Origin of the sequence: Geopseudomonas sagittaria (genome assembly GCF_900115715.1) — a bacterium.
GTDB lineage: Bacteria > Pseudomonadota > Gammaproteobacteria > Pseudomonadales > Pseudomonadaceae > Geopseudomonas > Geopseudomonas sagittaria.
On record NZ_FOXM01000007.1, the window covers coordinates 104,150 to 127,999 of the forward strand.

The 23,850-nt window shown below is 67.5% G+C and carries 24 protein-coding genes and 2 riboswitches; of the genes, 13 read left to right on the plus strand and 11 right to left on the minus strand.

Annotated features, from left to right (window positions below; translation table 11 throughout):
- Positions 1-48: 48 nt before the first annotated feature.
- Together BM297_RS10600 and BM297_RS10605 are read left to right on the plus strand one after the other, a co-directional pair.
- Positions 49-342 carry an Rdx family protein gene (locus BM297_RS10600; protein ID WP_092431091.1) on the plus strand — a complete coding sequence of 98 codons (294 nt, stop codon included), beginning with the start codon at positions 49-51 and terminating at the stop codon, positions 340-342.
- Between the two features lie 259 nt (positions 343-601).
- A complete protein-coding gene (locus tag BM297_RS10605) occupies positions 602-1,648 on the plus strand; it encodes a glycosyltransferase family 4 protein (RefSeq protein WP_092431092.1) in 1,047 nt (348 codons plus the stop codon).
- A gap of 4 nt (positions 1,649-1,652) precedes the next feature.
- Here BM297_RS10605 and BM297_RS10610 read toward each other — a convergent pair whose 3' ends face one another.
- The 3 genes from BM297_RS10610 to BM297_RS10620 form a co-directional block, all read right to left on the minus strand.
- Positions 1,653-2,504, minus strand: coding sequence for a DMT family transporter (locus BM297_RS10610; protein ID WP_092431093.1), 852 nt, complete (start codon positions 2,502-2,504; stop codon positions 1,653-1,655).
- Between the two features lie 147 nt (positions 2,505-2,651).
- A complete protein-coding gene (locus BM297_RS10615; RefSeq protein ID WP_092431095.1) occupies positions 2,652-3,278 on the minus strand; it encodes a TetR family transcriptional regulator in 627 nt (208 codons plus the stop codon).
- A gap of 11 nt (positions 3,279-3,289) precedes the next feature.
- Complete coding sequence (locus BM297_RS10620; protein WP_092431097.1) at positions 3,290-4,072, minus strand: IclR family transcriptional regulator; 783 nt, start codon at positions 4,070-4,072, stop codon at positions 3,290-3,292.
- Between the two features lie 284 nt (positions 4,073-4,356).
- Between BM297_RS10620 and BM297_RS10625 the strand changes: the two genes are divergently transcribed.
- The 5 genes from BM297_RS10625 (at position 4,357) to BM297_RS10645 (ending at position 12,038) form a co-directional block, all read left to right on the plus strand.
- Complete coding sequence (locus BM297_RS10625; RefSeq protein WP_245768251.1) at positions 4,357-5,478, plus strand: efflux RND transporter periplasmic adaptor subunit; 1,122 nt, start codon at positions 4,357-4,359, stop codon at positions 5,476-5,478.
- A gap of 14 nt (positions 5,479-5,492) precedes the next feature.
- Positions 5,493-8,630: an efflux RND transporter permease subunit gene (locus tag BM297_RS10630; protein WP_092431099.1), complete on the plus strand. Its 3,138-nt coding sequence runs from the start codon at positions 5,493-5,495 to the stop codon at positions 8,628-8,630.
- Positions 8,627-10,042 (plus strand): efflux transporter outer membrane subunit, encoded by a 1,416-nt coding sequence (locus BM297_RS10635; RefSeq protein WP_092431102.1) that lies wholly within the window; start codon positions 8,627-8,629, stop codon positions 10,040-10,042. Before BM297_RS10630 ends, BM297_RS10635 begins: the two co-directional genes overlap by 4 nt.
- Before the next feature lie 161 nt (positions 10,043-10,203).
- Complete coding sequence (locus BM297_RS10640; protein ID WP_092431104.1) at positions 10,204-11,031, plus strand: UDP-2,3-diacylglucosamine diphosphatase; 828 nt, start codon at positions 10,204-10,206, stop codon at positions 11,029-11,031.
- A complete protein-coding gene (locus tag BM297_RS10645) occupies positions 11,028-12,038 on the plus strand; it encodes a glycosyltransferase family 4 protein (RefSeq protein ID WP_092431107.1) in 1,011 nt (336 codons plus the stop codon). Before BM297_RS10640 ends, BM297_RS10645 begins: the two co-directional genes overlap by 4 nt.
- 68 nt (positions 12,039-12,106) lie before the next feature.
- Here BM297_RS10645 and BM297_RS10650 read toward each other — a convergent pair whose 3' ends face one another.
- From BM297_RS10650 to BM297_RS10660, 3 genes are all read right to left on the minus strand, one after another.
- Positions 12,107-12,595 (minus strand): SprT family zinc-dependent metalloprotease, encoded by a 489-nt coding sequence (locus BM297_RS10650; RefSeq protein WP_092431113.1) that lies wholly within the window; start codon positions 12,593-12,595, stop codon positions 12,107-12,109.
- A 143-nt stretch (positions 12,596-12,738) separates the two neighbouring features.
- Positions 12,739-13,338, minus strand: coding sequence for a Yip1 family protein (locus BM297_RS10655; RefSeq protein WP_092431115.1), 600 nt, complete (start codon positions 13,336-13,338; stop codon positions 12,739-12,741).
- 159 nt (positions 13,339-13,497) lie between these two features.
- Positions 13,498-14,091 (minus strand): DNA-J related domain-containing protein, encoded by a 594-nt coding sequence (locus tag BM297_RS10660; protein WP_092431117.1) that lies wholly within the window; start codon positions 14,089-14,091, stop codon positions 13,498-13,500.
- Between the two features lie 182 nt (positions 14,092-14,273).
- Between BM297_RS10660 and ttcA the strand changes: the two genes are divergently transcribed.
- The 4 genes from ttcA (at position 14,274) to BM297_RS10680 (ending at position 17,150) form a co-directional block, all read left to right on the plus strand.
- Positions 14,274-15,098, plus strand: a complete 825-nt coding sequence (ttcA, locus tag BM297_RS10665; protein WP_092431118.1) for a tRNA 2-thiocytidine(32) synthetase TtcA — start codon at positions 14,274-14,276, stop codon at positions 15,096-15,098.
- A 54-nt stretch (positions 15,099-15,152) separates the two neighbouring features.
- Positions 15,153-15,824, plus strand: coding sequence for a DNA-3-methyladenine glycosylase I (locus BM297_RS10670; protein WP_092431120.1), 672 nt, complete (start codon positions 15,153-15,155; stop codon positions 15,822-15,824).
- Between the two features lie 153 nt (positions 15,825-15,977).
- Complete coding sequence (locus BM297_RS10675; protein ID WP_092431122.1) at positions 15,978-16,565, plus strand: C40 family peptidase; 588 nt, start codon at positions 15,978-15,980, stop codon at positions 16,563-16,565.
- 72 nt (positions 16,566-16,637) lie between these two features.
- Positions 16,638-17,150 (plus strand): C40 family peptidase, encoded by a 513-nt coding sequence (locus tag BM297_RS10680; protein WP_092431125.1) that lies wholly within the window; start codon positions 16,638-16,640, stop codon positions 17,148-17,150.
- A 36-nt stretch (positions 17,151-17,186) separates the two neighbouring features.
- On the opposite strand, the gene BM297_RS10685 is transcribed toward BM297_RS10680, so the two are convergent.
- Positions 17,187-17,678 (minus strand): BCAM0308 family protein, encoded by a 492-nt coding sequence (locus BM297_RS10685; protein WP_092431128.1) that lies wholly within the window; start codon positions 17,676-17,678, stop codon positions 17,187-17,189.
- Between the two features lie 260 nt (positions 17,679-17,938).
- Here BM297_RS10685 and BM297_RS10690 point away from each other — a divergent pair, with 260 nt between their 5' ends.
- Entirely contained in the window at positions 17,939-18,604 is a 666-nt protein-coding gene (locus BM297_RS10690; protein ID WP_092431131.1) for a phosphoribosyltransferase, read from the plus strand.
- Between the two features lie 23 nt (positions 18,605-18,627).
- Here the strand turns inward: BM297_RS10690 and BM297_RS10695 are convergent, their stop codons facing one another.
- The 4 genes from BM297_RS10695 to BM297_RS10710 all read right to left on the minus strand — a co-directional run bounded on the left by BM297_RS10695 (position 18,628) and on the right by BM297_RS10710 (position 22,767).
- Positions 18,628-19,245 (minus strand): trimeric intracellular cation channel family protein, encoded by a 618-nt coding sequence (locus tag BM297_RS10695; protein WP_092431135.1) that lies wholly within the window; start codon positions 19,243-19,245, stop codon positions 18,628-18,630.
- 22 nt (positions 19,246-19,267) lie between these two features.
- A riboswitch (glycine riboswitch) is annotated at positions 19,268-19,367 on the minus strand.
- Positions 19,368-19,466: riboswitch (glycine riboswitch) on the minus strand. It abuts the riboswitch before it with no gap.
- Positions 19,467-19,539: 73 nt separating this feature from the next.
- Positions 19,540-20,106: a phosphoribosyltransferase gene (locus tag BM297_RS10700; protein WP_092431138.1), complete on the minus strand. Its 567-nt coding sequence runs from the start codon at positions 20,104-20,106 to the stop codon at positions 19,540-19,542.
- 63 nt (positions 20,107-20,169) lie between these two features.
- Complete coding sequence (locus BM297_RS10705) at positions 20,170-21,174, minus strand: adenosine deaminase (RefSeq protein WP_092431142.1); 1,005 nt, start codon at positions 21,172-21,174, stop codon at positions 20,170-20,172.
- A 60-nt stretch (positions 21,175-21,234) separates the two neighbouring features.
- Entirely contained in the window at positions 21,235-22,767 is a 1,533-nt protein-coding gene (locus tag BM297_RS10710; protein WP_342742281.1) for a L,D-transpeptidase family protein, read from the minus strand.
- Positions 22,768-23,072: 305 nt separating this feature from the next.
- Between BM297_RS10710 and BM297_RS10715 the strand changes: the two genes are divergently transcribed.
- Complete coding sequence (locus BM297_RS10715; protein ID WP_092431151.1) at positions 23,073-23,792, plus strand: murein L,D-transpeptidase catalytic domain family protein; 720 nt, start codon at positions 23,073-23,075, stop codon at positions 23,790-23,792.
- Positions 23,793-23,850: the final 58 nt, after the last annotated feature.

Here is a 23,850-nt window from a genome sequence, read left to right on the forward strand (position 1 = left end):
GGGGCGCTATGATGGCGCCCCGTCCGTCTTTCTCGCAGGAACTGCGCCATGAGCACTGGCAAACCCGAAGTCGTGATCACCTACTGCACCCAGTGCCAATGGCTGCTGCGCGCGGCCTGGCTGGCCCAGGAGCTGCTCTCCACCTTCAGCGACGACCTTGCCCGGGTGGCGCTGGAGCCTGGGACCGGCGGGGTGTTCCGCATCACTTGCGACGGCGTCGAGATCTGGGAGCGCAAGGCCGACGGTGGCTTTCCCGAGGCCAAGGTGCTCAAGCAGCGGGTGCGCGATCGCATCGACCCGCAGCGCGATCTGGGTCACAGCGACCGCTCGCGCAGCAGCTGAGCGGGCGTCAAATCCTCCACGCGCGGCGACGACCGGCAGTGGCGCGCGACTGGACTATGCTGCGGTAACGAGGTTTTGCGTCATTCGCATTACGCGAGCGTGCGGCCGCGCAATGCCCGTGCAGATCGCTCAATCCCAGCCGGAGGTGGCAGATGGACTGTGCCCAGCTTTGCCCGTCGACGAGCGGGCCGCGCCCGATCCGCCCGCGGATGGCTGCAGTGCCTTGCGCGCCAATCGATGGGGCTGACGGATTGTCCCTATGCGGCTGTTGATCGTCAGCGATACCTGGGAGCCGCGGGTGAGCGGGGTAACCACCTGCCTGCGGGCGCTGGCAGACCAACTGGAGGCGCTCGGGCATGAGGTGCGCGTGCTGTCGCCGCTGGACTTTCGCGCCGTGCCCTGTCCGGGCTACCCGGAAATTCTGCTGGTCTGGGATCTCTGGCGCGTGGCCGAGAAGATCCGCGAGTTCGCCCCGGATGCCGTGCATCTGGCCACCGAAGGTCCGCTCGGCTGGGCGGCGCGGCGCTGGCTGCAGCGCCACGGGCTGGCGTTTTCGACCGCCATGCACACACGGTTTCCCGAGTTCGTGCATGCGCGCTGGCCGGTGATCCCCCTGAGCTGGGGTTATGCCTGGCTGCGTGCCTTTCATCGGCCCAGCGGTGCGGTGCTGGTCAGCACCGTGCGGCTGCAGGTCGAGTTCGCCCAGCTGGGCTTCTCCCGGCTGGTGCTGTGGCGCAAGGGCGTGGACATCGGCCAGTTCAAGCCGCGCATCGAGCCGCAGGCAGAGCACGGTCGGGTGTTTCTCTATGTCGGGCGCCTGGCGCCGGAGAAGAATCTCGAGGCGTTCTTCGAGCTTGACCTGCCCGGGGAGCTGCGGGTGGTGGGCGACGGCCCGCTGCGGGCCGAGCTCGAGCGACGTTACCCCCACGTGCAGTTTCTCGGTTACCTGCGTGGCGAGGCGCTGGCGCAGGCCTATCGCAGCGCCAGCGTGCTGGTGTTTCCCTCGCGCACCGACACCCTGGGGATGGTCATGCTCGAGGCGCTGGCCTGCGGCACGCCGGTGGCGGCGTTTCCGGTGAGCGGGCCGCTGGATGTGCTGCGCCAGGGCGTCAGCGGCGTAATGGACGAGGATCTGCAGCGTGCCTGCCTGCAGGCCTTGAGCCTGGACCGCAGCCAGTGCGTGGCCGAGGCGCAGCGCCAGTCATGGCAGGCTTCGGCGCTGGAGTTCCTGGCCCGCCAGCCGCGCCTGGACGGCCGGCCCTGCGTGTCGGCCGAACAGCTGAGGGCCGAGCGCGCCGCGCCATGAGTGTTCAGCGCCGCAGGCGCGCGCTGACGAGGGTGGCCAGCACGATCAGCGCGCCGCCGCCGAGGATGCTCAGGCTGGGTATTTCGCTGAACAGCAGCCAGGCGAAGAAGATCCCGTAGACCGGCTCCATGGCGAACACCACCGCCGCCGTGCGCGCCTTGAGCACGCGCAGGCTGGCGACGAACAGGCTGTGGGCCAGGCCGGTGCAGAACACGCCGAGCAGGGCCAGCCACAGCCAGTCCAGCACCGCCAGGTCGGGCAGTTGCGGCGCAGCCAGCGGCAGCAGGCACAGGGCGATGGTCAGGTTCTGCCACAGCGCCGCCTGTACCGAGCTGATGCCGCTGGCGCAGACCCGGTTGACCAGCGACAGCAGGGCGAACAGCAGCCCGGACAGCACCGCCCACAGCAGCCCCTGACTGACCTGGCTGGCCAGCTCGAACTGCGGCGTCACCAGCAGCAGACCGAGGCACACCAGGCCGACCACGGCGAACTCCGCCGCCCGTAGTCGTTCGCGGAACAGCAGGCCCTCGAGCAGCAGGGTGAAGGCCGGGAAGCTGGCGAAGCCGAGGGTGGCGATGGCCACGCCGGACACCTTCACCGCATGGAAGAAGGTCAGCCAGTGGCTGCCCAGCAGCAGCCCGCCGAGGGCCAGCAGGCCCAGCTGGCGCAGGCCGGGCCGCCCGCCGCTGGCGTTGCGGGTGAGGACGAGGAACAGGCCGAGGGCCAGCACCGCGAACAGCGCGCGGCCGGCGGTGATCGCCAGCGGCGCAGCCTCGGACAGCTTGCCGAACACCCCGGTCAGGCCGAACAGCAGCGCGCCGAGATGCACGGCGAGCAGGGCGTTGCGCGGAGTCATGGCTGGCGCATCCAGCCGCGGTGGCTGGCGGAGTGCGGTCGTACGGGGCGGCGTGCAGTCGGGAGGGCGAAGGGCATTGCGCAGGCTTCCGGAAAAAGTCGGCGCAGTCTAGACGGCTTGCGCGCCGGCGTCTGTCCCTGCAGGCAGCTATTGCCCCCGCCCGGCCAGCAGCAAATGGGCCGGCGGGTTTTCCAGCAGGTAGAGCAGGGTGTCCAGGGTCGCGGCTATCTTGCGGGCCGCAGCGCCGGGGCGTTGCAGGCACTCGAACAGCAGGCCGCCGACGCAGCCCTGGAAAACCTCGCCGATGGCTGGAATATCCAGCTCTGCCGCCAACTCGCCGTTGGCGACGGCATCGGTCAGCAGGCGTTGCAGACGGCGCATGAAGCACTCCCGGAGCTGTTCCAGGCGCAAGGGAATGGGCTCGCTGGCGGCCCTGCGTTCGCTCTTGTGCAGGATGATCTCGGTCAGTCTGCGCGGCGCATCTGCGCTGACGCTTTCGCCCAGATCCTCGCGCAAGCGCTGCCAGCCGGCCTGGAAACCGATGTCGGCTGGCACGGCGCATTCGAGCGGGTGCGCCTGCTCGTCGAGGATGCTCTGCAGCAGATCCTGCTTGCCCTTGAAGTGCCAGTAGATGGCACCGCGGCTGACACCGGCCTGCCGGGCGACCTGTTCGAGCGTGGCGCTGGCGATGCCGTCGTGGACGAACACTTCCACAGCCGCGTCGAGAATGCGCTGGCGCGTCAGCGCGGCCTCCTCGGGGGTCTTTCTGGCCATGAGTGGCGTCCTCAGGATTTGCGCGGGGCGCGACCGATCGCCCGCTCGATGTCCTGCTTGCAGGCCAGCAGCGCCTGGCGGAATGCGTCGGCTCGTGGCATGGCGCGCGAGCTGGGCGCGACTATGGCGATGGAGTAGCGGCCCAGGTAGGTATCCAGCACGACCGCATAGGAGCTCAGCCCCTCGATGTATTCGTCGTGCTCGCTGGCCACGCCGCGGCTGTCGATCTGCGTCAATTGCGCCAGCAGCGTCCCGCGGGCGAGGGTCTTCGGCGTGAACGCCGGCAAGGGCTCGGGTAGCAGATTGCTCAGCGTTTCCGTCGGCAGCTCGGCCAGCAGCGCCTTGCCGCTGGCGGTGGCGTAGGCCGGGGCGTTGATGCCGATGGGGAACACCACGCGCAATTCACGCTCGGCGACGATGCGATCGACGACGTAGGTCTTGTCGCCGACCAGCGAGGACAGGCAGACCGACTCCTGGAGTTGCTCGGCGAGTGCGGTCAGATGGGGCTTGACCAGCGTGATGATGTCGGTCTGCGTCTGGTTGATCAGCTGGCCCAGGGCCGGCCCGAGGCGAAAGCCGCCGCTGGGGCCGCGGGCTTCGACCAGGAACTCCTCCTCGAGCGCATTGATGATGCGCTGCACCGTCGAGCGCGGCAGCTCGACGACCTGGGCGATGGCCGCCAGGCTCAGTCCCTGCGGATTGCTGCCCAGGGCGCGCATGATGGCGGCGGCCCGGGCGATCACCTGGATGCCCGAATGCTTGCCGCCTTCGCTGATTTCTTCGTGTTGACTCATCGACTTCTCTTCGCATCGGCGCTCAGTCGCCGCACGCCCCATGTCAGACAGGTGGCTACTGTAGTGGCCAGCCGCTGCCCAGACCAGCGCCTCCTTGCGCCCGGCCGGCCCTGCGCGCTCGGCCGCCAGCGGACCCGACACGGATTCCGTTACATTCGGGCTTGCCTCGCCAAAACCACATAATGATACACTGAATCGCTATGTGGTACATGCGGGCGAAAGCCTCAACTTCCATGCGATTCAAAGGAGACGAGCCGGTGAAGCACAAACGGCCCTTGCGTGCGATGCGGATATTCCCTCTGGCGGCCCTGGTGCTGCTGGTCGGTTGCGGCGAACAGGAACAGGCGGCCAGCGCACCGCCGGCGCCGGAGGTCGGCGTCTACACCGTGCAGGCCCAGCCGCTGACGCTGACCACCGACCTGCCTGGGCGCACCTCCGCCTACCGGGTCGCCGAGGTCCGCCCACAGGTCAGCGGCATCCTCCAGCAGCGTTTGTTCACCGAGGGCAGCGAGGTCAAGAAGGGTCAGCCGCTGTACCAGATCGACCCGCGCACCTACGAGGCGCGCCTGTCCCGCGCCGAGGCCAACCTGACCACCGCCGAGAACCTGGCCCGCCGCTATGAGCGCCTGCTCAAGACCAACGCGGTCAGCCGGCAGCAGTACGACGACGCCCAGGCCGCCTGGAAGCAGGCGCAGGCCGAGGTGCAGGTGGCGCGCATCGATGTGCAGTACACCAAGGTGCTGGCGCCGATCTCCGGACGTATCGGCCGCTCGGCGGTGACCGAGGGGGCGCTGGTGACCAACAGCCAGGCCCAGGAACTGGCCACCGTGACCCAGCTCGATCCGATCTACGTCGACGTCAACCAGCCGATCACCAAGCTGCTCGGCCTGCGCCGCGCGCTGGAGTCCGGGCGTCTGCAGCGCTCCGGCAACGACCAGGCCGAGGTCAGCCTGACCCTCGACGACGGCAGCGCCTATCCGCTGCCCGGCACCCTGAAGTTCTCCGAGGTCAGCGTCGACGAGACCACCGGCTCGGTGACCCTGCGCGCCGAGTTCCCCAACCCGGAGCGCAAGCTGCTGCCCGGCATGTTCGTCCACGCGCTGCTCAAGGAGGGCACCCAGCAGGACGCCCTGCTGGTGCCGCAGCAGGCGGTGATCCGCGACAGCCGCGGCCAGGCCGGTGTCTGGGTGGTCAAGGCCGACGCCAGCGTCGAACTGCGCGAGGTCGAGACCCTGCGTACCGTGGGCAACGCCTGGCTGATCGGCAAGGGTATCCAGAGCGGTGAGCAGGTGGTGACCGAAGGCATCCAGCGGGTGCGCAGCGGCATCACGGTCAAGCCGGTCGCGGCCGGCAACGTCGAACTGGTCGCCGAATTCGGCAAGCCGACCGACCAAGCGGCCAACTGAGGAGCTCGCCCCCGATGTCACGTTTCTTCATTGACCGGCCGATCTTCGCCTGGGTACTGGCGATCGTCGCCATGCTCGCCGGCACGCTGTCGCTGCTGAAGATGCCGATCAGCCAGTACCCCAACATCGCTGCCCCGGCGGTAGCGGTCCAGGTCGTCTACCCGGGTGCCTCGGCGCGGACGGTGCAGGACACCGTGGTGCAGGTCATCGAGCAGCAGCTCAGCGGCCTCGACGGTTTCCGCTACATGTCCGCCGAAAGCAGCTCCGACGGCAGCATGACCATCATCGTGACCTTCGAGCAGGGCACCGACCCGGACATCGCTCAGGTCCAGGTGCAGAACAAGCTGCAGCTGGCCACCCCCAGGCTGCCGGAGGAGGTGCAGCGCCAGGGCCTGCGCGTGGTCAAGTATCAGAAGAACTTCTTCCTGATCGTCGGCCTGGTGGACAGCACCGGCAAGCTGAGCAACTTCGATCTCGGCAACCTGATCGCCTCGCAGCTGCAGGACCCGATCTCGCGGATCAACGGCGTCGGTGACTTCCAGCTGTTCGGCTCGCCGAACGCCATGCGCATCTGGCTCGATCCGGCCAAGCTCAACAGCTACCAGCTGACCCCGGCCGACGTGGCCGACGCCATCCGCCAGCAGAACGTGCAGGTATCCTCCGGCCAACTAGGAGGTCTGCCGACCCGTTCGGGCGTGCAGCTCAACGCCACCGTGCTCGGCAAGACCCGCATGACCAGCGCGGCCGAGTTCGAGGAAATCCTCGTCAAGGTCAAGGCCGATGGCGCGCAGATCCGCGTCAAGGATCTGGCCAGGGTCGAGCTGGGCGCCGACAACTTCTCCATCTCCAGCAAGCACGACGGCCGGCCTTCGGCGGGTCTGGCCCTGCGTCTGGCCAGTGGCGGCAACCTGCTGGAAACGGTGACGGCGGTGAAAGCCGTCATGGAGAAGCAGAAGGCCTACCTGCCGGACGGCGTCGAGGTGATCTATCCCTATGACACCACCCCGGTCGTCGAAGCCTCGATCAGCTCGGTGATCCACACCATCATCGAGGCCGTGGTGCTGGTCTTCCTGGTGATGTTCCTGTTCCTGCAGAGCCTGCGCGCCACGCTGATTCCCACCCTGGCGGTGCCCATCGTCCTGCTCGGCGCCTTCGCCGTGCTGCCGTTCTTCGGCATCAGCATCAACGTGCTGACCATGTACGCCATGGTGCTGGCCATCGGCCTGCTGGTGGACGACGCCATCGTGGTGGTGGAGAACGTCGAGCGCCTGATGCACGAGGAAGGCCTGTCGCCGCTGGAAGCCACGCGCAAGTCCATGGGGCAGATCTCCGGCGCGCTGATCGGCATCGGCATGGTGCTCTCGGCGGTGTTCGTGCCGATGGCCTTCTTCGGCGGCTCCGCCGGGATCATCTACAAGCAGTTCGCCGTGACCATTGTGGTGTGCATGGGGCTGTCGGTGCTGGTCGCGCTGATCTTCACCCCGGCGCTGTGCGCCACCCTCCTCAAGGTGCCCAAGGGCGATGCCCACCACGAGAAGAAGGGCTTTTTCGGCTGGTTCAACCGCACCTTCGACCGCGGCGCGACGCGCTTCGAGCGCGGCGTCGGCGGCATGCTCAAGCACCGCGGCCGTTACCTGCTGGCCTTCGTGCTGATTGTCGGCGGCACCGGCTGGCTGTTCACCCAGATCCCCAAGGCCTTCCTGCCCAACGAGGACCAGGGGTTGATGGCGGTCGAAGTGCGCATGCCGTTGAACGCCACGGCCGAGCGCACCGAAGCGGTGCTCGAGGAGGTCAGGGCTTACCTGCTGGAAGAAGAGGGCGAGGTGGTGAGCTCGGCGCTGACCGTCAACGGCTTCAACTTCGCCGGCCGCGGGCAGAACTCGGGCCTGTCGCTGGTCGTGCTCAAGGACTGGAGCGTGCGCGCGGAGGAAGGCCAGGACGTGTTCAGCCTGGCCCAGCGCGCCAACGCCCGTTTCGCGCAGATCAAGGACGCCACGGTGATGGCCTTCGTGCCGCCGGCGATCCTCGAGATGGGCAACGCCATGGGCTTCAACCTGTACCTGCAGGACAACTCGGGGATGGGCCACGAGGCGCTGATGGAGGCGCGCAACCAGTTCCTGCAGCTGGCCAACCAGAACCCGGTACTGCGCATGGTGCGCCCCAACGGCAAGGACGACGAGCCGCAGTTCAAGGTCAACATCGACGACGAGAAGGCCCGCGCCCTGCAGGTCAGCATCGCCTCGATCAACGACACCATGTCGGCGGCCTGGGGCTCGATGTACGTCAACGACTTCATCGACCGCGGTCGGGTCAAGCGCGTCTACCTGCAGGGCGAGGACAGCTCGCGGATCTCGCCCGAGGACTTCGACAAGTGGTACGTGCGCAACGCGCTGGGCGAGATGGTGCCGTTCTCGGCCTTCGCCACCGGCGAGTGGGTCTACGGCTCGCCCAAGCTGGAGCGCTACGGCGGCATCTCCTCGGTGGAGATCCTCGGCGAGCCGGCACCGGGTTACAGCACCGGCGACGCCATGCTCGCCATCGCCGAGATCATGCAGCAGCTGCCACCGGGCATCGGCCTGAGCTACACCGGCCTGTCCTACGAGGAAATCCAGACCGGCGACCAGGCGCCCATGCTCTACGCGCTGACCGTGCTGATCGTGTTCCTCTGTCTGGCCGCCCTCTACGAGAGCTGGTCGGTGCCGGTATCGGTGATGCTGGTGGTGCCGCTGGGCATCCTCGGCGCGGTGCTCGCCACCCTGTGGCGTGACCTGAGTGCCGACGTGTACTTCCAGATCGGCCTGATGACCACCGTCGGCCTGTCGGCGAAGAACGCCATCCTGATCGTCGAGTTCGCCAAGGAGCTCTACGAGAAGGAAGGCATGCCGCTGGTCAAGGCCGCCACTGAGGCCGCCAAGCTGCGCCTGCGGCCGATCATCATGACCTCGCTGGCCTTCACCTTCGGCGTGCTGCCGATGGCCATCGCCTCCGGCGCCGGCGCCGGCAGCCAGCACTCGCTCGCCACCGGCGTGGTGGGCGGGATGATCACCGCCACCGTGCTCGCGGTGTTCTTCGTGCCGCTGTTCTACGTGGTGGTGGTCAAGCTGTTCGAGCGCAACAAGAAAGCGCCCCAGGCGGAAGGAGAGTCGGCATGAAGTTCAAGTATCTGACCCTGGCGCTGGCCGTGGCGCTCGGCGGTTGCAGCCTGATCCCCGACTATCAACGCCCGGCCGCGCCAGTCCAGGTCGACTGGCCGCAGGGCGAGGCCTACCCGCCGGCGGCGGAGGGCGGGGTGAGCGCTGCCGCACCGGGCTGGCAGGCGTTCTTCCGCGATCCGGCGCTGCAGCGGTTGATCGGCGTGGCGCTCGACAACAACCGCGACCTGCGCCAGGCGGCGCTGAACGTCGAGGCCTATCGCGCCCTGCATCGCATCCAGCGCGCCGAGCTGTTCCCCTCGGTCGACGCCGGCGCCGCCGGCACACGCCAGCGCCTGCCTGACGAACTGTCGCCGAGCGGCGAGTCGGGCATCCACAGCCAGTACGACGTGTCGCTGGGCGTCGCCTACGAGCTGGATCTGTTCGGCCGCCTGCGCAGCCTCGAACGCTCGGCCCTGGAGGAGTACCTGGCCACCGCGGAGGCGCAGCGCAGCGTGCAGATCGCCCTGGTCGGCGACGTGGCCACCGCCTACCTGACCTGGCGTACCGACCAGGCCCAGCTGGCGCTGACTCGCTCGACCCTGGACAGCTACACCAAGAGCCTGCGCCTGATCGAGGCCAGCCAGGAAGTCGGCACCGCCTCGGCGCTCGACGTGCGCCAGGCGCGCAGCCTGGTGGAGCAGGCGCGGGTGCAGCAGGCGCTGTATACCCGCCAGGTGGCGCAGGACGTCAATGCCCTGCAGCTGCTGCTTGGCAGCGCCGTCCCGGGCGACCTGGCGCAGGGCAGCGGGCTTGACGATCAGCTGCTGGCCGAGCTGCCCGCCGGCGTGCCGGCGGATCTGCTGCTGCAGCGTCCGGATATCCGCGCCGCCGAGCATCGCCTGCGCGCGGCCAACGCCGATATCGGCGCGGCACGCGCGGCGTTCTTCCCGAGCGTTCGCCTGACCGCCGCGGCGGGCACCGCCAGCCGCGAGCTGGACGGCTTGTTCGACGGTGGCTCGGGGATCTGGAGCTTCGTCCCGCAGATCAACGTGCCGATCTTCACCGCTGGCCGGCTCAAGGCCAACCTCGACTACGCGAAGGTGCAGAAGGACATCAATGTCGCGCAGTACGAGCGGAGCATCCAGGGCGCCTTCCGCGAAGTCGCCGACGGTCTGGCCGCGCGCGGTACCTACGGCGAACAGCTGCAGGCGCAGCGCGATCTGGTCGACAACAACCGCGAGTACTACCAGTTGGCCCGCCAGCGCTACGACGAGGGCGTCGACAACTACCTGGCGGTGCTCGACGCCCAGCGCGAGCTGTTCGCCGCCCAGCAGCAGCTGCTCAGCGACCGCCTGCGCCAGCTGAGCAGCGAGGTGGCGCTGTACAAGGCCCTCGGCGGCGGCTGGAGCGCCGCCGCCGAGCGGGGCTGAGGCTCGGCAGGGTCCAGCCCCCTGATGCCCCAGCCGTGCACCGATCGATCCGGCCGGATCGATCGGTGCACGGCCATCGCCTGTCATCACCCTGCAGTCGGCCTGTCATCCCGCTTACACGACGCTGCCGCACCCTCGGGGAAATCCGCCGGAGGCCGTCGATGACCCTAGCCCAGCCGCTCCCGTCCAAGCGCAAGCAGTCCGTGCGCACCCTGTGGATCTCCGACGTGCATCTGGGGACCCGCGACTGCCAGGCCGAACGCCTGGATGCCTTCCTCAAGCGCTACGCGCCCGAGCGGGTCTATCTGGTCGGCGACATCATCGACGGCTGGAAGCTGCGCAGCGGCGTGTACTGGCCGCAGAGCCACACCAACGTCATCCGCCGGCTGATCAACATGAGCCGGCGCGGCACCGAGGTGATCTACGTCACCGGCAACCACGACGAGTGCCTGCGCCGCTACGCGGATCTGGTGCTGGGCAACATCCGCCTGGTCGACGAGGCCGAGCACTTCACCGCCGACGGTCGCCGCCTGCTGGTGCTGCACGGCGACCAGTTCGACGTGATCACCCGCTATCACAAGTGGCTGGCCTTTCTCGGCGACTCGGCCTACGAGTTCACCCTCACGCTCAACCGCTGGCTCAACCACTGGCGCCAGCGCTGGGGCTACGGCTACTGGTCGCTGTCGGCCTGGCTCAAGCACAAGGTCAAGGGCGCGGTCAGCTACATCAGCGAGTTCGAGGAGGCGCTGGCCCACGAGTGCACCAAGCGCGGTTTCCACGGCGTGGTCTGCGGGCATATCCACCACGCCGAGATCCGTCGCGTGGGCGCCATCGAGTACCTCAACTGCGGCGACTGGGTGGAGTCCTGCAGCGCGTTGATCGAGCATGCCGATGGTCGGATCGAACTCTACCGCCTGGCGGCCGATGCGCAGGCCGGCGTGGTGGTGGAGGACGACGTCGCCGAGCCCCTGGCGGAGCCACTGTCATGAGGCTGCTGATCGTCAGCGACGCCTGGGCGCCGCAGGTCAACGGCGTGGTTACCAGCCTGCGCGCGCTGGTGGCCGAGTTGGAGCAGCTGGGGCACGAGGTCGGCGTGCTGTCGCCGCAGGACTTTCGCACGTTGCCCTGTCCGGGCTATGCGTCTATCCCGCTGGCCTGGGATGTGTGGACGCTGGCGGCGAAGATCCGCGCCTTCGCTCCGGACGCCGTGCACCTGGCCACCGAGGGGCCGCTGGGCTGGGCCGCGCGACACTGGCTGAAGCGCCAGAAGCAGGCGTTTTCCACGGCGATCCACACGCGCTTTCCCGAGTATGTGAACGGGCGCTGGCCATGGATACCGCTGGACTGGGGCTATGCCTGGCTGCGCGTCTTCCACCGGCCGAGCAGCGCGGTGCTGGTCAGCACCGAACGCCTGCAGGACGAGTTCGCCGGGCATGGCTTCAAGCGCCTGGCGCTGTGGCGCAAGGGCGTGGATCTGCGCCAGTTCCAGCCGCGTCTGGACGCGGGGGAGAGCGCACCGCGGTTTCTGTATGCCGGGCGCCTGGCACCGGAAAAGAACCTCGAGGCGTTCCTCGACCTCGATCTGCCGGGCGAGAAGCGGGTGGTCGGCGATGGCCCGCTGCGTGCCGAACTCGAGCGGCGCTATCCGCAGGCGCACTTCTGCGGCTACCTGAGTCCGGATGAACTGGCCGAGGCCTATCGCGGCGCCAGCGTGCTGGTGTTCCCCTCGCGCACCGACACCCTCGGCCTGGTGATGCTCGAAGCGCTGGCCTGTGGCACGCCGGTGGCGGCTTTTCCGGTGGCCGGGCCACTGGACGTGCTGCGCCAGGGCGTCAGCGGGGTGATGGACGAGGATCTGCAGCGCGCCTGCCTGCAGGCGCTGAATCTGGATCGGCGCGCCTGTGCCGCCGAGGCACAGCGGCAGTCGTGGCAGGTTTCCGCCCAGGAGTTTCTGCAGCTCCAGCCGCGCCTGGATGGCACGCCGTCGCAGGGCTGAGCGGCGCCGGCCGGCGGGGCGTCAGCCGCTGCGCACGCAAGAGGGAGCCTGCACCTGTGGAGTTGCGCTCACGGGCGCTGTTCGCCGCTGAATACCAGGGTCGCCCGGCAGCGCCGACACAGGTAGCTGCGTCCGCGCAGCACCAGGGCATGGCGCTGCGCGGTGAAGGGAAATTCGCCGTCCGGACACTGGCAGCGGTACAGGTAGGGCCGCTGCCGGCGCTTCACTTCGTAGCTATGGCAGCGCTCGGCGGGCAGGCCGTAGACCTTGAGCATGATCTGCTGCCATTCGCTGCCGTGCGGACGGATGCCGGCGCCGAAGCGCTGGTGGGCGACCAGGTGGGCCACCTCGTGGGCCACGGTCTGGCGCAGGAAGTGCTCGCGATTCTCCCGGTACAGCTGGGCGTTGAAGCGCAGACGGTTCTCCGTGAGGTGGGCGACCCCGGCCTTGAGGCCGCGCAGGCGCAGGCTGATCTGCGGGCGGGGAAAGCGGCAGGCGAAGAAGGCCTCGGCCTGCTGGTAGCAGGCTTCGACGCGGGCAAGCAACTGTTCGGGCATGGGCGAGCCGGGGCAGGGGGCGTGTGCCGATTATGCCAGCCGCGTGCGCTACAAACAGCAAGGCCGCCCGCAGGCGGCCTCAGAGGTGATGGTCCGTGATTGTTGTTGGGGTATCGACCGGACCTACGCCAAGTTGTCTTGTTTCAGCTGGTGTACACCGGGCCCACCCCGAAGCCCCACAGCACCACCGAGATGGCCATCATCGCCACCAGCACTACCAGTCCCACCGCCAGCACCGAGCTGGAGAACATGAAGCCCTCGTCCTTGGGGATGTTCATGAAGGCCGGGATGCCGACGTACAGCAGGTAGGCCGTGTAGCACACCGCCAGGGTTCCGACGCCCATGGCCAGCCACAGGTTCGGGTACAGCGCAGCCAGGCCGCCGATGAACAGGGGCGTGGCGCAGTAGGCGGCAAACACCACCGCGTCGGTCAGGCTGGGTCTGGCGTCGTAGGTGCGCGCCATCCAGTGGATGAACGCCCCCATGGCGGCCACTCCGGCCAGCATGGCCAGGTAGGACAGTACGGTCATCTGCAGTGCGCTGGACTCGGTCAGGCGTACCGCGTCGCCGCTGCCGAACGACCAGCCGACCTGGGTCGTACCGATATAGGCGGAGACCGCCGGGATGGCGGCCAGGATCAGGACGTGACTCAAATACATATGGCTGATGGTTTCTTTGTCGCCACGAATCTCTTGCCATTCTTGATCAGGATGGGTGAAGAGCCCCCAGACGTGGTGGATCATGATCAGACACCTCTTCGTTATAGGCGGATCGCCGCTGACAAGGCGCCGGAGGCACGTGACCAGTGCCATCCGGTGCCGGGTCGTCCTCTGCGACCTTATGTCGCAGTATAGGCGTCTCCCGGTGGGCTGCCGTACCAGCGGATAGAGCGATTTAGCCTCTCAGCCACGCTTGTAATAGCGTTCGAGAATTTCCATCGCCTTGTTGATCGACTGCAGGCGTGAGGTGCTGCCACCGCGATCCGGGTGGTGCTGGCTGACCAGCTGGCGATAGCGCAGGCGGATGGCCGGGTAGTCGGTCCGCGCCTCCAGGCCGAACAGTTCCAGCGCCGCCTGCTGCTCCTCGCCGCCGTGCATGCGGGTCCAGAAGCTCCGCAGCAGGTGCGCGACATCCTCTTCGCGGGTGTCGCGCAGGTGGGTCTCGTCGAGGTAGTAGGCGCGCAGCGGGTCATGCCCGGTCAGGCCCTGCTGGCCGTCCTGGTAGGGTAGCAGGCGTACCCGCAGCGGGCTGATGTCCAGGTGCGCGCTACGCTCGGCCCACAGGCGGTCGCGCAGGCGGTAGAGGGCGTTGAACAGCATGAAGTGGGTGCGAAACAGCACCAGCTTGTCGCTCAGCGGCAGCTGGGGAATATGCGAGCAGTGCCCATCCTTGAGCTGACGGATGATCTGGTGCTCGCTGAGGCCGGCCGGCGTCTGGCGCAGCAGCACCAGCAGGTGCTCGGCCAGGTCGAGGGCGGGATCGAAGGAGGTGTCCATACCGGGCAGCCTAGCATGCCGCTGGGCGGCGACTTTCTGCGTACCCGCGCAACGTGATCCGCCTCGCAGGACGGGGCGTCGGGCCGCCCATTCGATTGGGCTGGGGTGATCGCCCGTTTGCGCGTAAAATGAGCGCCTTTTTCGCAACTCCCTTTTCGCAGATCCCCGGATTCCACACCACCATGGGCACCCTTTCGGTCAACCAGAACAAGCTGCAGAAACGCCTGCGTCGCCAGGCCGGCGAAGCCGTCACCGACTTCAACATGATCGAGGACGGCGACAAGGTCATGGTCTGCCTGTCCGGCGGCAAGGACAGCTACACCATGCTCGACGTGCTGCTCTATCTGCAGAAGGTCGCGCCGATCAAGTTCGAGATCGTGGCGGTGAACATGGACCAGAAGCAGCCGGGCTTCCCCGAGCACGTGCTGCCCGAGTACCTGAAGTCCATCGGCGTTGACTACCACATCATCGAGAAGGACACCTACTCGGTGGTCAAGGAGAAGATCCCGGAAGGCAAGACCACCTGCTCGCTGTGCTCACGCCTGCGCCGCGGCACCTTGTACACCTATGCCGACGAGATCGGTGCGACCAAGATGGCCCTCGGCCACCATCGCGACGACATCCTCGAGACCTTCTTCCTCAACATGTTCTACGGCGGCACCCTCAAGGCCATGCCGCCCAAGCTGCTCTCCGACGACGGCCGCAACGTGGTGATCCGTCCGCTGGCTTACTGCAGCGAGAAGGACATCGAGGCCTACGCCCAGCTCAAGGAATTCCCGATCATCCCGTGTAACCTGTGCGGCTCGCAGGAGAACCTGCAGCGCCAGGTGGTCAAGGAGATGCTCCACGAGTGGGAGCGCAAGTCGCCGGGGCGCACCGAGATCATGTTCCGCGCGCTGCAGAACGTGGTGCCCTCGCAGCTGGCCGACCGCAACCTGTTCGATTTCCAGAGCCTGAAGATCGACGACGCCGCCACCCCGCGCTTCATCGACGTGATGAGCCTCTGATTCGCCCATGAGGCCGGCGCGGATCTCCGCTCCGGCCCGTCCAGGGACGCCGACATGCATGACTACCGCTGGCTGCACGAATACTGCCTGAACCGCTTCGGCTCGGCGGCGGCGCTCGACGCCCGCTTGCCGCAGGCGAAGTCGCCAGCCGAGCTGCGCGCGGTCGGCGACGACCGCTACCTGTCGCTGCTCAGCCTGCGGGTGTTCCGTGCCGGCCTCAAGCACAGTCTGGTGGACGCCAAGTGGCCGGCATTCGAGGAGGCGTTCTTCGCCTTCGATCCGCACAAGGTGGTGCTGATGGGCGCCGAGCATCTCGAGCGGCTGATGCAGGACGAGCGCCTGATCCGCCACCTCGCCAAGCTCAAGAGCGTGCCGCGCAACGCCCAGTTCGTCCTCGACGTGGCACGCGAACACGGCAGCTTCGGCGCGTGGCTGGCTGACTGGCCGGCGAGCGACATCACCGGCCTGTGGCGCTACTTGGCCAAGCACGGCTGCCAGCTCGGTGGCCTGTCCGCGCCGCGCTTCCTGCGCATGGCCGGCAAGGACACCTTCATCCCCACCGACGACGTGGTCGCCGCGCTCAAGGCCCAGGGCATCGTCGACAAGGCGCCGACCAGCCAGCGTGACCTCGCGGCGGTGCAGGCGGCCTTCAACCAGTGGCAGGAGCAAAGCGGGCGGCCGCTGTGTCAGCTGTCGACGATGCTGGCCTGCACTGTAAATCATTGAAATATATTGTGTTTTTTCTGGTTGCCTGGAGTCGGTGGCGGGGAGACGGCGGCAATAGCAGATGAAGTCACATTCTGCTCGATAAAATTTGCATATGGGCTTGATAGGCGGCATAGTCGCGCCTCATCAATTTTCTCAGACACGGTTGTGCCCATGCTCAAGCGCTTAGCACCCCTCGTGCCAATTACCCTGGCCCTCCTGCTGACTGCCTGCGCCAGCACCTCGCAGCAGCAGCAAAGCTACAGCAGTCCCCATCAGAGCCTGTCCTTCGAACTGGATGCCGCCAGCGCCGCCAAGGCGGAAGAGAGCAGCGTCGAGCAGCAGCTGCTCGATGGCAAACCCTACGAACTGCCGAGCCTCGACTCCCTGCTGGTGCGTGGCTTCTCGCTGATCGGCACGCCGTATCGTTACGGCGGCTCCTCGACCAAGACCGGCTTCGACTGCAGCGGTTTCATCGGCTACCTGTTCCGCGAAGAGGCGGGCATCAAGCTGCCGCGCTCGACCCGCGAGATGATCAACTTGCCGGCGCCGAAAGTGGCTCGTCACGACCTGCAGCCCGGCGATCTGATCTTCTTCGCCACCAGCGGGCGCGGTCGCGTCGATCACGCCGGCATCTATATCGGCGACGACGAGTTCATCCACTCCGCCAGCCGTCGCAGCGGCGGGGTACGAGTAGACAAGCTGTCCAGCGGTTACTGGAACAGCCGCTATCTGATGGCCAAGCGCGTTATCGACGAATAAATCGGCCCCCGACTTGCTTAGTCAGGACGGGCACGGCTAGGGTCAGAGTGTTTCAGCAAGGATTTGCTCCCGATGACCATGCCGGCCCGTCTCGCCTGTATTGCCTTTGCCCTTCTCTTGGCGGCCTGCTCCTCGCAGGCGCCGCTTCCTCCTGCCGCATCCCTGCCAGCGTCGTCCCCGCACGCCGACGAGGTACTGTTGCGCGCCATCGGCCTGGTCGGCACTCCTTATCGCTGGGGTGGCAACACGCCGGACAGTGGTTTCGACTGCAGCGGCCTGATCGGTTACGTCTACCGCGATGCCGCCGGCCTGCAACTGCCGCGCACCACCCGCGAAATGAGCACCCTGCGCGCACCGCAGGTACCGCGCCAGCAGCTGCGCTCCGGCGATCTGGTGTTCTTCGCCACCAACGGTGACGGCCAGGTCAGTCATGCCGGCATCTATGTCGGCGAGGGCCGTTTTGTCCACGCGCCGAGCAGCGGCGGCACCGTGCGTCTCGATAGCCTGAGCAGCGGCTACTGGCAGACGCGCTACCTCGACGGTCGCCGCGTACTCGGCGAGGCGCGCCTGGCGCACAATCCCTGAGTTGCGTTCCCAGAGCCGCCTGCCGTGCCGGCTGGCTCAATCGCGCTCCCAGTCGACATCCAGATGGGTCTTGTCGTCGCTGTAGGTGTAGCGGGTGCTGCCGTCGTAGGCGGAGTCCAGCGCATGGCCGATACGATTGGCCAGATGCATGCCGGTGGTGGTCACCACCACGGCATCCCCCTCGTCGGCGATGCCGATCAGCCGCTCCAGCGCATGCTCCTTGTTTTCCATCGCCTCGGTATGGCGGATCAGATTGAGGATCTCCTCGCGGTGCGCCTGGACGAAGGCGCCCGACAGGGTGACGGTGCCGGCCGCGGCTTTTTCGGCGATGCGCTTGCAGGCCGGGCAGGTGGCTTCCTCCGCCTTGGTACCGGCATCCAGCGCCTGCCACGACCAGCGTCCGGCATGGAAGTTGGCGCCGCAGTCGGGGCAGTGGGCGGCTCCGGCGAAGTGGCGGGTCTCCATGTCCCGATCGTGGTGTTGGGGCTGGAGCAGCGTGTCTTTGTGGCCCTGTTGATGTTTGTCCATAACCGACTCCCGCTGAAAGAATTCGTCTGCCGGCCACAGTCTGCCTGTGGCGGTCACATGTCCTTGCCAGTTTCGTAATGTGCACCGGGGGGACAGATTGATTATGGTCAAGCTGGGTTGGGCAGCCTTAGTCGCTTTTGCTGTTTGCGGGGGATTTCAGATCGCGACTGGTCATCAGACGAGCCTGTCTTGCAGCTTGGGCGCTGCGGTATAGGCTTGCAGGATGGGGTTGCCCGGCATGCCGCCGGCAGGAGGTTGCCATGATGCGCAAGGCGCAGATCGAGGTACCGATTCCCGACCGGGTGGCGGCGGGCAAGACGCTGGCCGGGTTGCTCGAGGCCTACCGCAATCAGCCGGACGCCATTGTGCTGGCCTTGCCGCGTGGCGGGGTGCCGGTGGCCTGGGAGATTGCCCGCGAGCTGGGGCTGCCGCTGGATCTGATGCTGGTGCGCAAGCTCGGCATGCCCGGGCACGAGGAATACGCCATGGGCGCGATTGCCAGCGGCGGCGTGCGGGTGCTCAACCAGGAAGCGCTGGGTTTCGGGCGCGTCAGCGAGAGCACCCTCGAGGCCGTGACGGCGCGGGAAAGGCGCGAGCTCGAGCGTCGCGACCGTCTCTATCGCGGCGAGCGTCCGCAGCCGGAGCTGCGCGATCGTCAGGTGCTGCTGGTCGACGACGGCCTGGCCACCGGCTCGACCATGCGCGCGGCGGTACAGGCGGTGCGCCAGCAGGCGCCGGCGCGCATCGTGCTGATCGCCCCGGTCGCCTCCACCGAGGCCATCGCCAGCCTGCGCCCGCTGGTCGACGAGGTGGTCTGCCCGTTGGTGCCGGACTGGCTGTCGTCCATCGGCGAGTGGTATCGCCACTTCGGTCAGACCAGCGACGAGGAGGTGCAGGAGCTGCTGCGCGAGGCCTGGAGCCGCTAGGCCTGCGCACCGCAGACCGGGGGCTACTCCCAGCGCCCCGGCTGGTAGGAGAACACCGGCAGCGACCACGACCAGCGGATCGCCGCCAGGCGCAGGGCCAGGCCGAAGCTGAAGGAGGCCAGCAGGGTGAGGTCGTGGTTGACGCCCAGGCGCTCCAGCAGCAGGTAGAGCATGGCCACCAGCATCGACACGCTGGCGTACAGTTCATGGCGCAGCACCACCGGCACGCGCTGGCAGAGGATGTCGCGCAGGATGCCGCCGAAGATGCCGGTGATCATGCCGGCCATGATCACCACCGGGGTCGAGTACTTGAGCTCCAGCGCCACGTTGCAGCCGATCACGGTGAAGGCGATCAGGCCCATGGCGTCGAGCACCAGGAAGATCTTGTGCAGGTGATGCATGAAGCGGGCGACCAGCATGGTGAACAGGCCGGCGCCGATGGTCAGGTAGATGTAGGGCGGGTGCTGGGTCCAGCCGACCGGATAGTTGCCCAGCAGCATGTCGCGCACGGTGCCGCCACCGAGGGCGGTGATGAAGGCGATCAGGCTGACGCCGAACATGTCCATGTTGCGCCGACCAGCCGCCAGCGCGCCGGACATGGCCTCGGCGGTGATGGCGATGAGGTAGATGTAGAGCAGCAAGAGAGGACTCCTTGGTCCGGTCGCCTCTCCCTCTGTCCTGTGTACCTGAGAGTTTACGCAGCCGTCGGCTGCTTGCCCCTTCGGTGGGTTGCCCGCAGCAACCGCTCTCCAGATGGCGTAAATGGGTGTCCGCAGTTCCTGAGCCTGAGCGATTATGGGAGGTTGCGCCTTCGGCGGAGCGTTCGGGGTGGCCGTAACGCTCACTCTCCTGCGAATCGCTGCATTATACGGTCGAGCCGGCAACTTGCCAGCCCGGCCGATGGTCGGAAGTGGGGCATGGCTCGGGCCGCCGCCTCAGTTCAGGGCCCGGCGCAGCACCTCGATGCAGAACTCCTCCTCGTAGGGCGGCACGTTGCACTCGATGACGTCGGTGGGCGCCACCTGTAGACGCAGCCCGGTGATGTCGGCACGCACCGGCTGGCGGTTCACGCAGCGGTCCACCAGCACCGCGGTGCGCGTCTCCATCGCGCCCAGCTGCGCCAGCCAGGCGCTGGCGCGCAACAGCGAATGGCCCTCGTAGAGCACGTCATCGACCACCAGCAGGCTGGTGCGCGCCAGGTCCAGTGCGGCCAGTTCGGGGTTCTCGATCAGCGCCGTGTCGGCGTGCAGCAGGCTGAGGTCGTCGGCATAGCGTTTGAGATGCAGCGGATACAGTGGCCAGCGCGGCAGCCCGCAGTGCTCCACCAGGGCACTCTGCAGGCGCTGCGCCAGCGGCTCGCCACGTCGCAGGATGCCGACCAGCGCGACCTCGCGGCGGCCGTCGAACAGCGCCGCTGCCTGGCGCGCCATCTGCTCGATCACCACCTCGAGCTGGCGTGCCGAGTACAGGCGGAAGCGTTCGCCGGCCGGTTGGCTGTTCATGGTCTCTCTCGCTCGCAAAACGGATGACGCCTTACAGCCTAGATCCGCACGGACGTTCCTGCCTCAGTCTCTCAGCGCATCCAGCCGCTGCAGCCAGGGCGCCCGCTCGGCGTCGCCGACAAAGGCGGCCTCCAGGCTGTTGCGGGCGAGGCGTCTGAGCTCGGCGCGGCTGAGCTGCAGCGCCTCGGCGGTCTGCCGGTAGTTCTCCAGCACATAGCCGCCGAAATACGCCGGATCGTCGGAGTTGATCGTCACCTTGAGTCCGGCGTCCAGCAGGATCTTGAGGTTGTGCTGCTGCAGCGCCGGGAACACGCGCAGCTTGACGTTGGACAGCGGGCAGACGGTCAGCGGCACCTGCTCGCGGGCCAGGCGCTCGAGCAGCGCCGGATCCTCGGCGGCGCGCACGCCGTGGTCGATGCGCTCGACCTTGAGCAGGTCCAGCGCCTCGACGATGTACGCCGGCGGGCCTTCCTCGCCGGCATGGGCGACGCAGTGCAGACCCAGCTCGCGGCAGCGGGCGAACAGGCGAACGAACTTGCTCGGCGGATGGCCACGCTCCGAGGAGTCCAGGCCGACGCCGTGGATACGCGCGAGGTGCGGCAGGGCCTGCTCCAGGGTGGCGAAGCCATCCTCCTCGCTGAGGTGGCGCAGGAAGCAGAGGATCAGCCGCGAGCTGATGCCGTAGCGTGCGTGCGCCTCGCGGCAGGCGCGCTCCAGGCCGTCGAGCACGGTGGCGAAGGCCACGCCGCGCGCGGTGTGGGTCTGCGGGTCGAAGAACAGCTCGGCATGCACCACGCCGTCGGCGTGGGCGCGGACGAAGTAGGCCATCGCCAGGTCGAAGAAGTCCTGCTCGTGGAGCAGCGCGGCGGCACCGGCGTAGTACAGGTCGAGAAAGCTCTGCAGGTCGTCGAAGGCGTAGGCCGCACGGGTTTCCTCGACGCTGCGCCAGGGCAGGGCAACCCGGTTGCGTGCGGCCAGGGCGAACATCAGCTCCGGCTCCAGGGTGCCCTCGATGTGCAGGTGCAGCTCGGTCTTGGGCAGGGCGCGCAGGTACTGTTCAAGATCCATGGAAACTCCCTGTGGATGGTCGTTGTATCGACGATAGTGCGCCCGCGCCCGGCCTGCCAATCACAGGCGCGCACTGTCCAGGGCAGCGAGGAGACGGGTGTCGAGCTGGTACATGTCCGGGCGGAAGCGCAGTCGGCCCTCGGCGTCGACCTCGGCGGTCCAGTAGCCGAGCAGGATGGGCACCGGCCTGGGCAGGCTGACGTCGCGGGTGCGCCCGCTGGCCAGGATGTCGTCGATGCGCTGGCGCTCGGCGGGAGTGGCGTCGGCGAGCAGGTGGTCGAGCAGCTGCATGACCTGTTCGACCCTCACGCAGCCCGAGCTGAACACCCGCGGCAACTTGTCGAACAGATGCTGGCTGGGCGTGTCGTGCAGGTAGACCGAAAAGGGGTTGGCGAAGCGGATGGCCACCTGGCCCAGCGGGTTTGTCGGGCCGGCATCCTGGCGCAGCAGGATGCCGCGCGGATTGCTCCAGTCGATCTGGTACGGGTCCAGCAGGTTGCCGGAGTAGTCCAGTACGCGCAGCCGATTCTTTTCCAGGAAGCCGATGTCGCGCTGGATTTCCGGCAGCTTGTCCTCGCGCAGGATGGTCGGCGGTACCGTCCAGGTCGGGTTGAGGGTCAGGTGGCTGATCCGCGACTTGAGCAGCGGGGTCGTCCGCTCCGGCCGCCCCACCTGGGTGCGGGCCTGCCACACCGGCTCCTGGTTGCGGTAATAGACAATCTCCGCGCCGGCCACATCGACCACCACCATGCGCGGCTCGAGCTCGCGGGCCTGCCAGCGCAGGCGCTCGAGATTGACCCGTACCTGATCGCGGCGCGCCGTCGGGCTGATGTTCAGCTCGGCCAGGGTGGCCGGGCCGACGATGCCATCCGGTTGCAACTGGTGGCTACGCTGGAAGGCTTCGACGGCATCGACCAGCAGCGGGTCGTACAGGTTGATATCCGCGATCCTTGCCCGGGCCGCGACGGCGGCCTCGCTCAGGTAGCCTTCGCTGGCCAGACGCTGTTCGAGCAGCAGCACACGGGAGTCGCTCTTGCCCGGGCGCAGCAGGGGACCGGCGGGAATGCGCGGCCAGCTCGGCAGCGGCTGTCGGCGCAGCTCGGCCCAGGCGCGCCGCAGCTCGCGGTAGGCCTTGAGTTGCGGGCGGGCCTGCTCGAAGGTCGCGGCCAGATCGTCCAGCCCCTTGACGGTGAAGCTCGGCGCCTCGACCGGGCGAGCAGGGGCGGAGGTGTTCGGCGCGTGCCAGAGCGGCTCGATCGCCGCGCGCTCGAGGCGTCCCCAGCTCAGGTGCTGCAGTGCCTGCAGATAGACATGGCTGGCGAGGACGTCGTCGCAGGCGGCCTGCGCCGGATCGGCCGCACGCTTGCCACCGATCCGGCGCAGGTTGTCCAACTGGTAGCTGGCGGGGTTCAGGCCATCGTCGGCCAGCTGCTCGAGCTGTTCCAGCAGCCGTTCCAGGCGCCCGTGCCGGTTCCATACCAGGGCGAAATCCTGTTGCTGGTAGAAGCTTCGCAGGGCTTCCTGCGCGGCCGTGGCAAGCTGCAGCGGCGGTGTGGCGCAGGTCAGCTGCGGCTGCTCCAGTTGCAGGCGCACGGGCTCTCCTGCCGGCTGATCCGCCGCGAAAGAAAAAGAAAATGGGCTGGCCAACAGCAGAATCGCCAACCAGGGTGTATGTTTTTTAGACAAGCGCTCAACTCCAGTACACCGTTTGCTTGCTAGAATGCCCGACTTTGTGGGCACAGGCATGGCAGAAAGCTGGTTGTGCGTGCCCGATCGTATGCAGGATGGCAGAATCAACGACAGGGTGTCGCGGACAGGCAGAGCGTGAGAACAGGGTGCGCGTCATGGTGCGTGCAGCGTTTTTGCGATCCGTCGGTACAACTGAGGGCACCTACTTCATGACCAGGCTGATTCGTTCGCTCTGGCTGGCCGCAGCTCTTGCGGCTGTCTCTTCTCCACTCATGGCCAACACCGCCAGCCACCCCACGCTGGCGCAAAGCCTGGCTAAGGCGGCGCCGACCCTCAACCAGAAGGTCCTGCGTCACGCCCTGGCGGCCATGCAGTGCGCCCTCAACAACGGCGCCGAGCCGGCCGAGCGCCTGGCGGTCATCGACTTCTCACTGCCTTCGACCCAGCGCCGCCTGTGGATCTTCGACCTGAGCAGCCAGACGCTGCTGCTGCAGGAGCTGGTTGCCCACGGCCAAGGCTCCGGCGAGAACTTCGCCACCAGCTTCTCCAACACCGAGGGCAGCCACCAGTCGAGCATCGGTCTGTTCCGCACCTCGGAAAGCTACTTCGGCCAGCACGGCTACTCGCTGCGCATGGATGGCCTGGAGCCCGGCATCAACGACCGCGCCCGCGAGCGCGCCATCGTCATCCATCCGGCCGATTACGTGAATCCGGCCTGGATCAAGCGCCACGGCCGCATCGGCCGCAGCCACGGTTGCCCGGCGGTGCGCCCGGAAGTCGCTCGTATGGTGGTAGACAGCCTCAAGGGCGGCCAGTTCATGTTCTCCTGGTACCCCGACCAGCAGTGGGTGCGCTCCTCCGCCTACCTCAACTGCAAGCCGCAGCGGGTGGCGTCGATCCTCGCCGCGCGCAAGGATTCGGAGAGCTGAGCGGTTGGCGGGCGGGCTTCCCGAGGGAGCCGGTCCGTCGCGACACCCAATGTCGCAC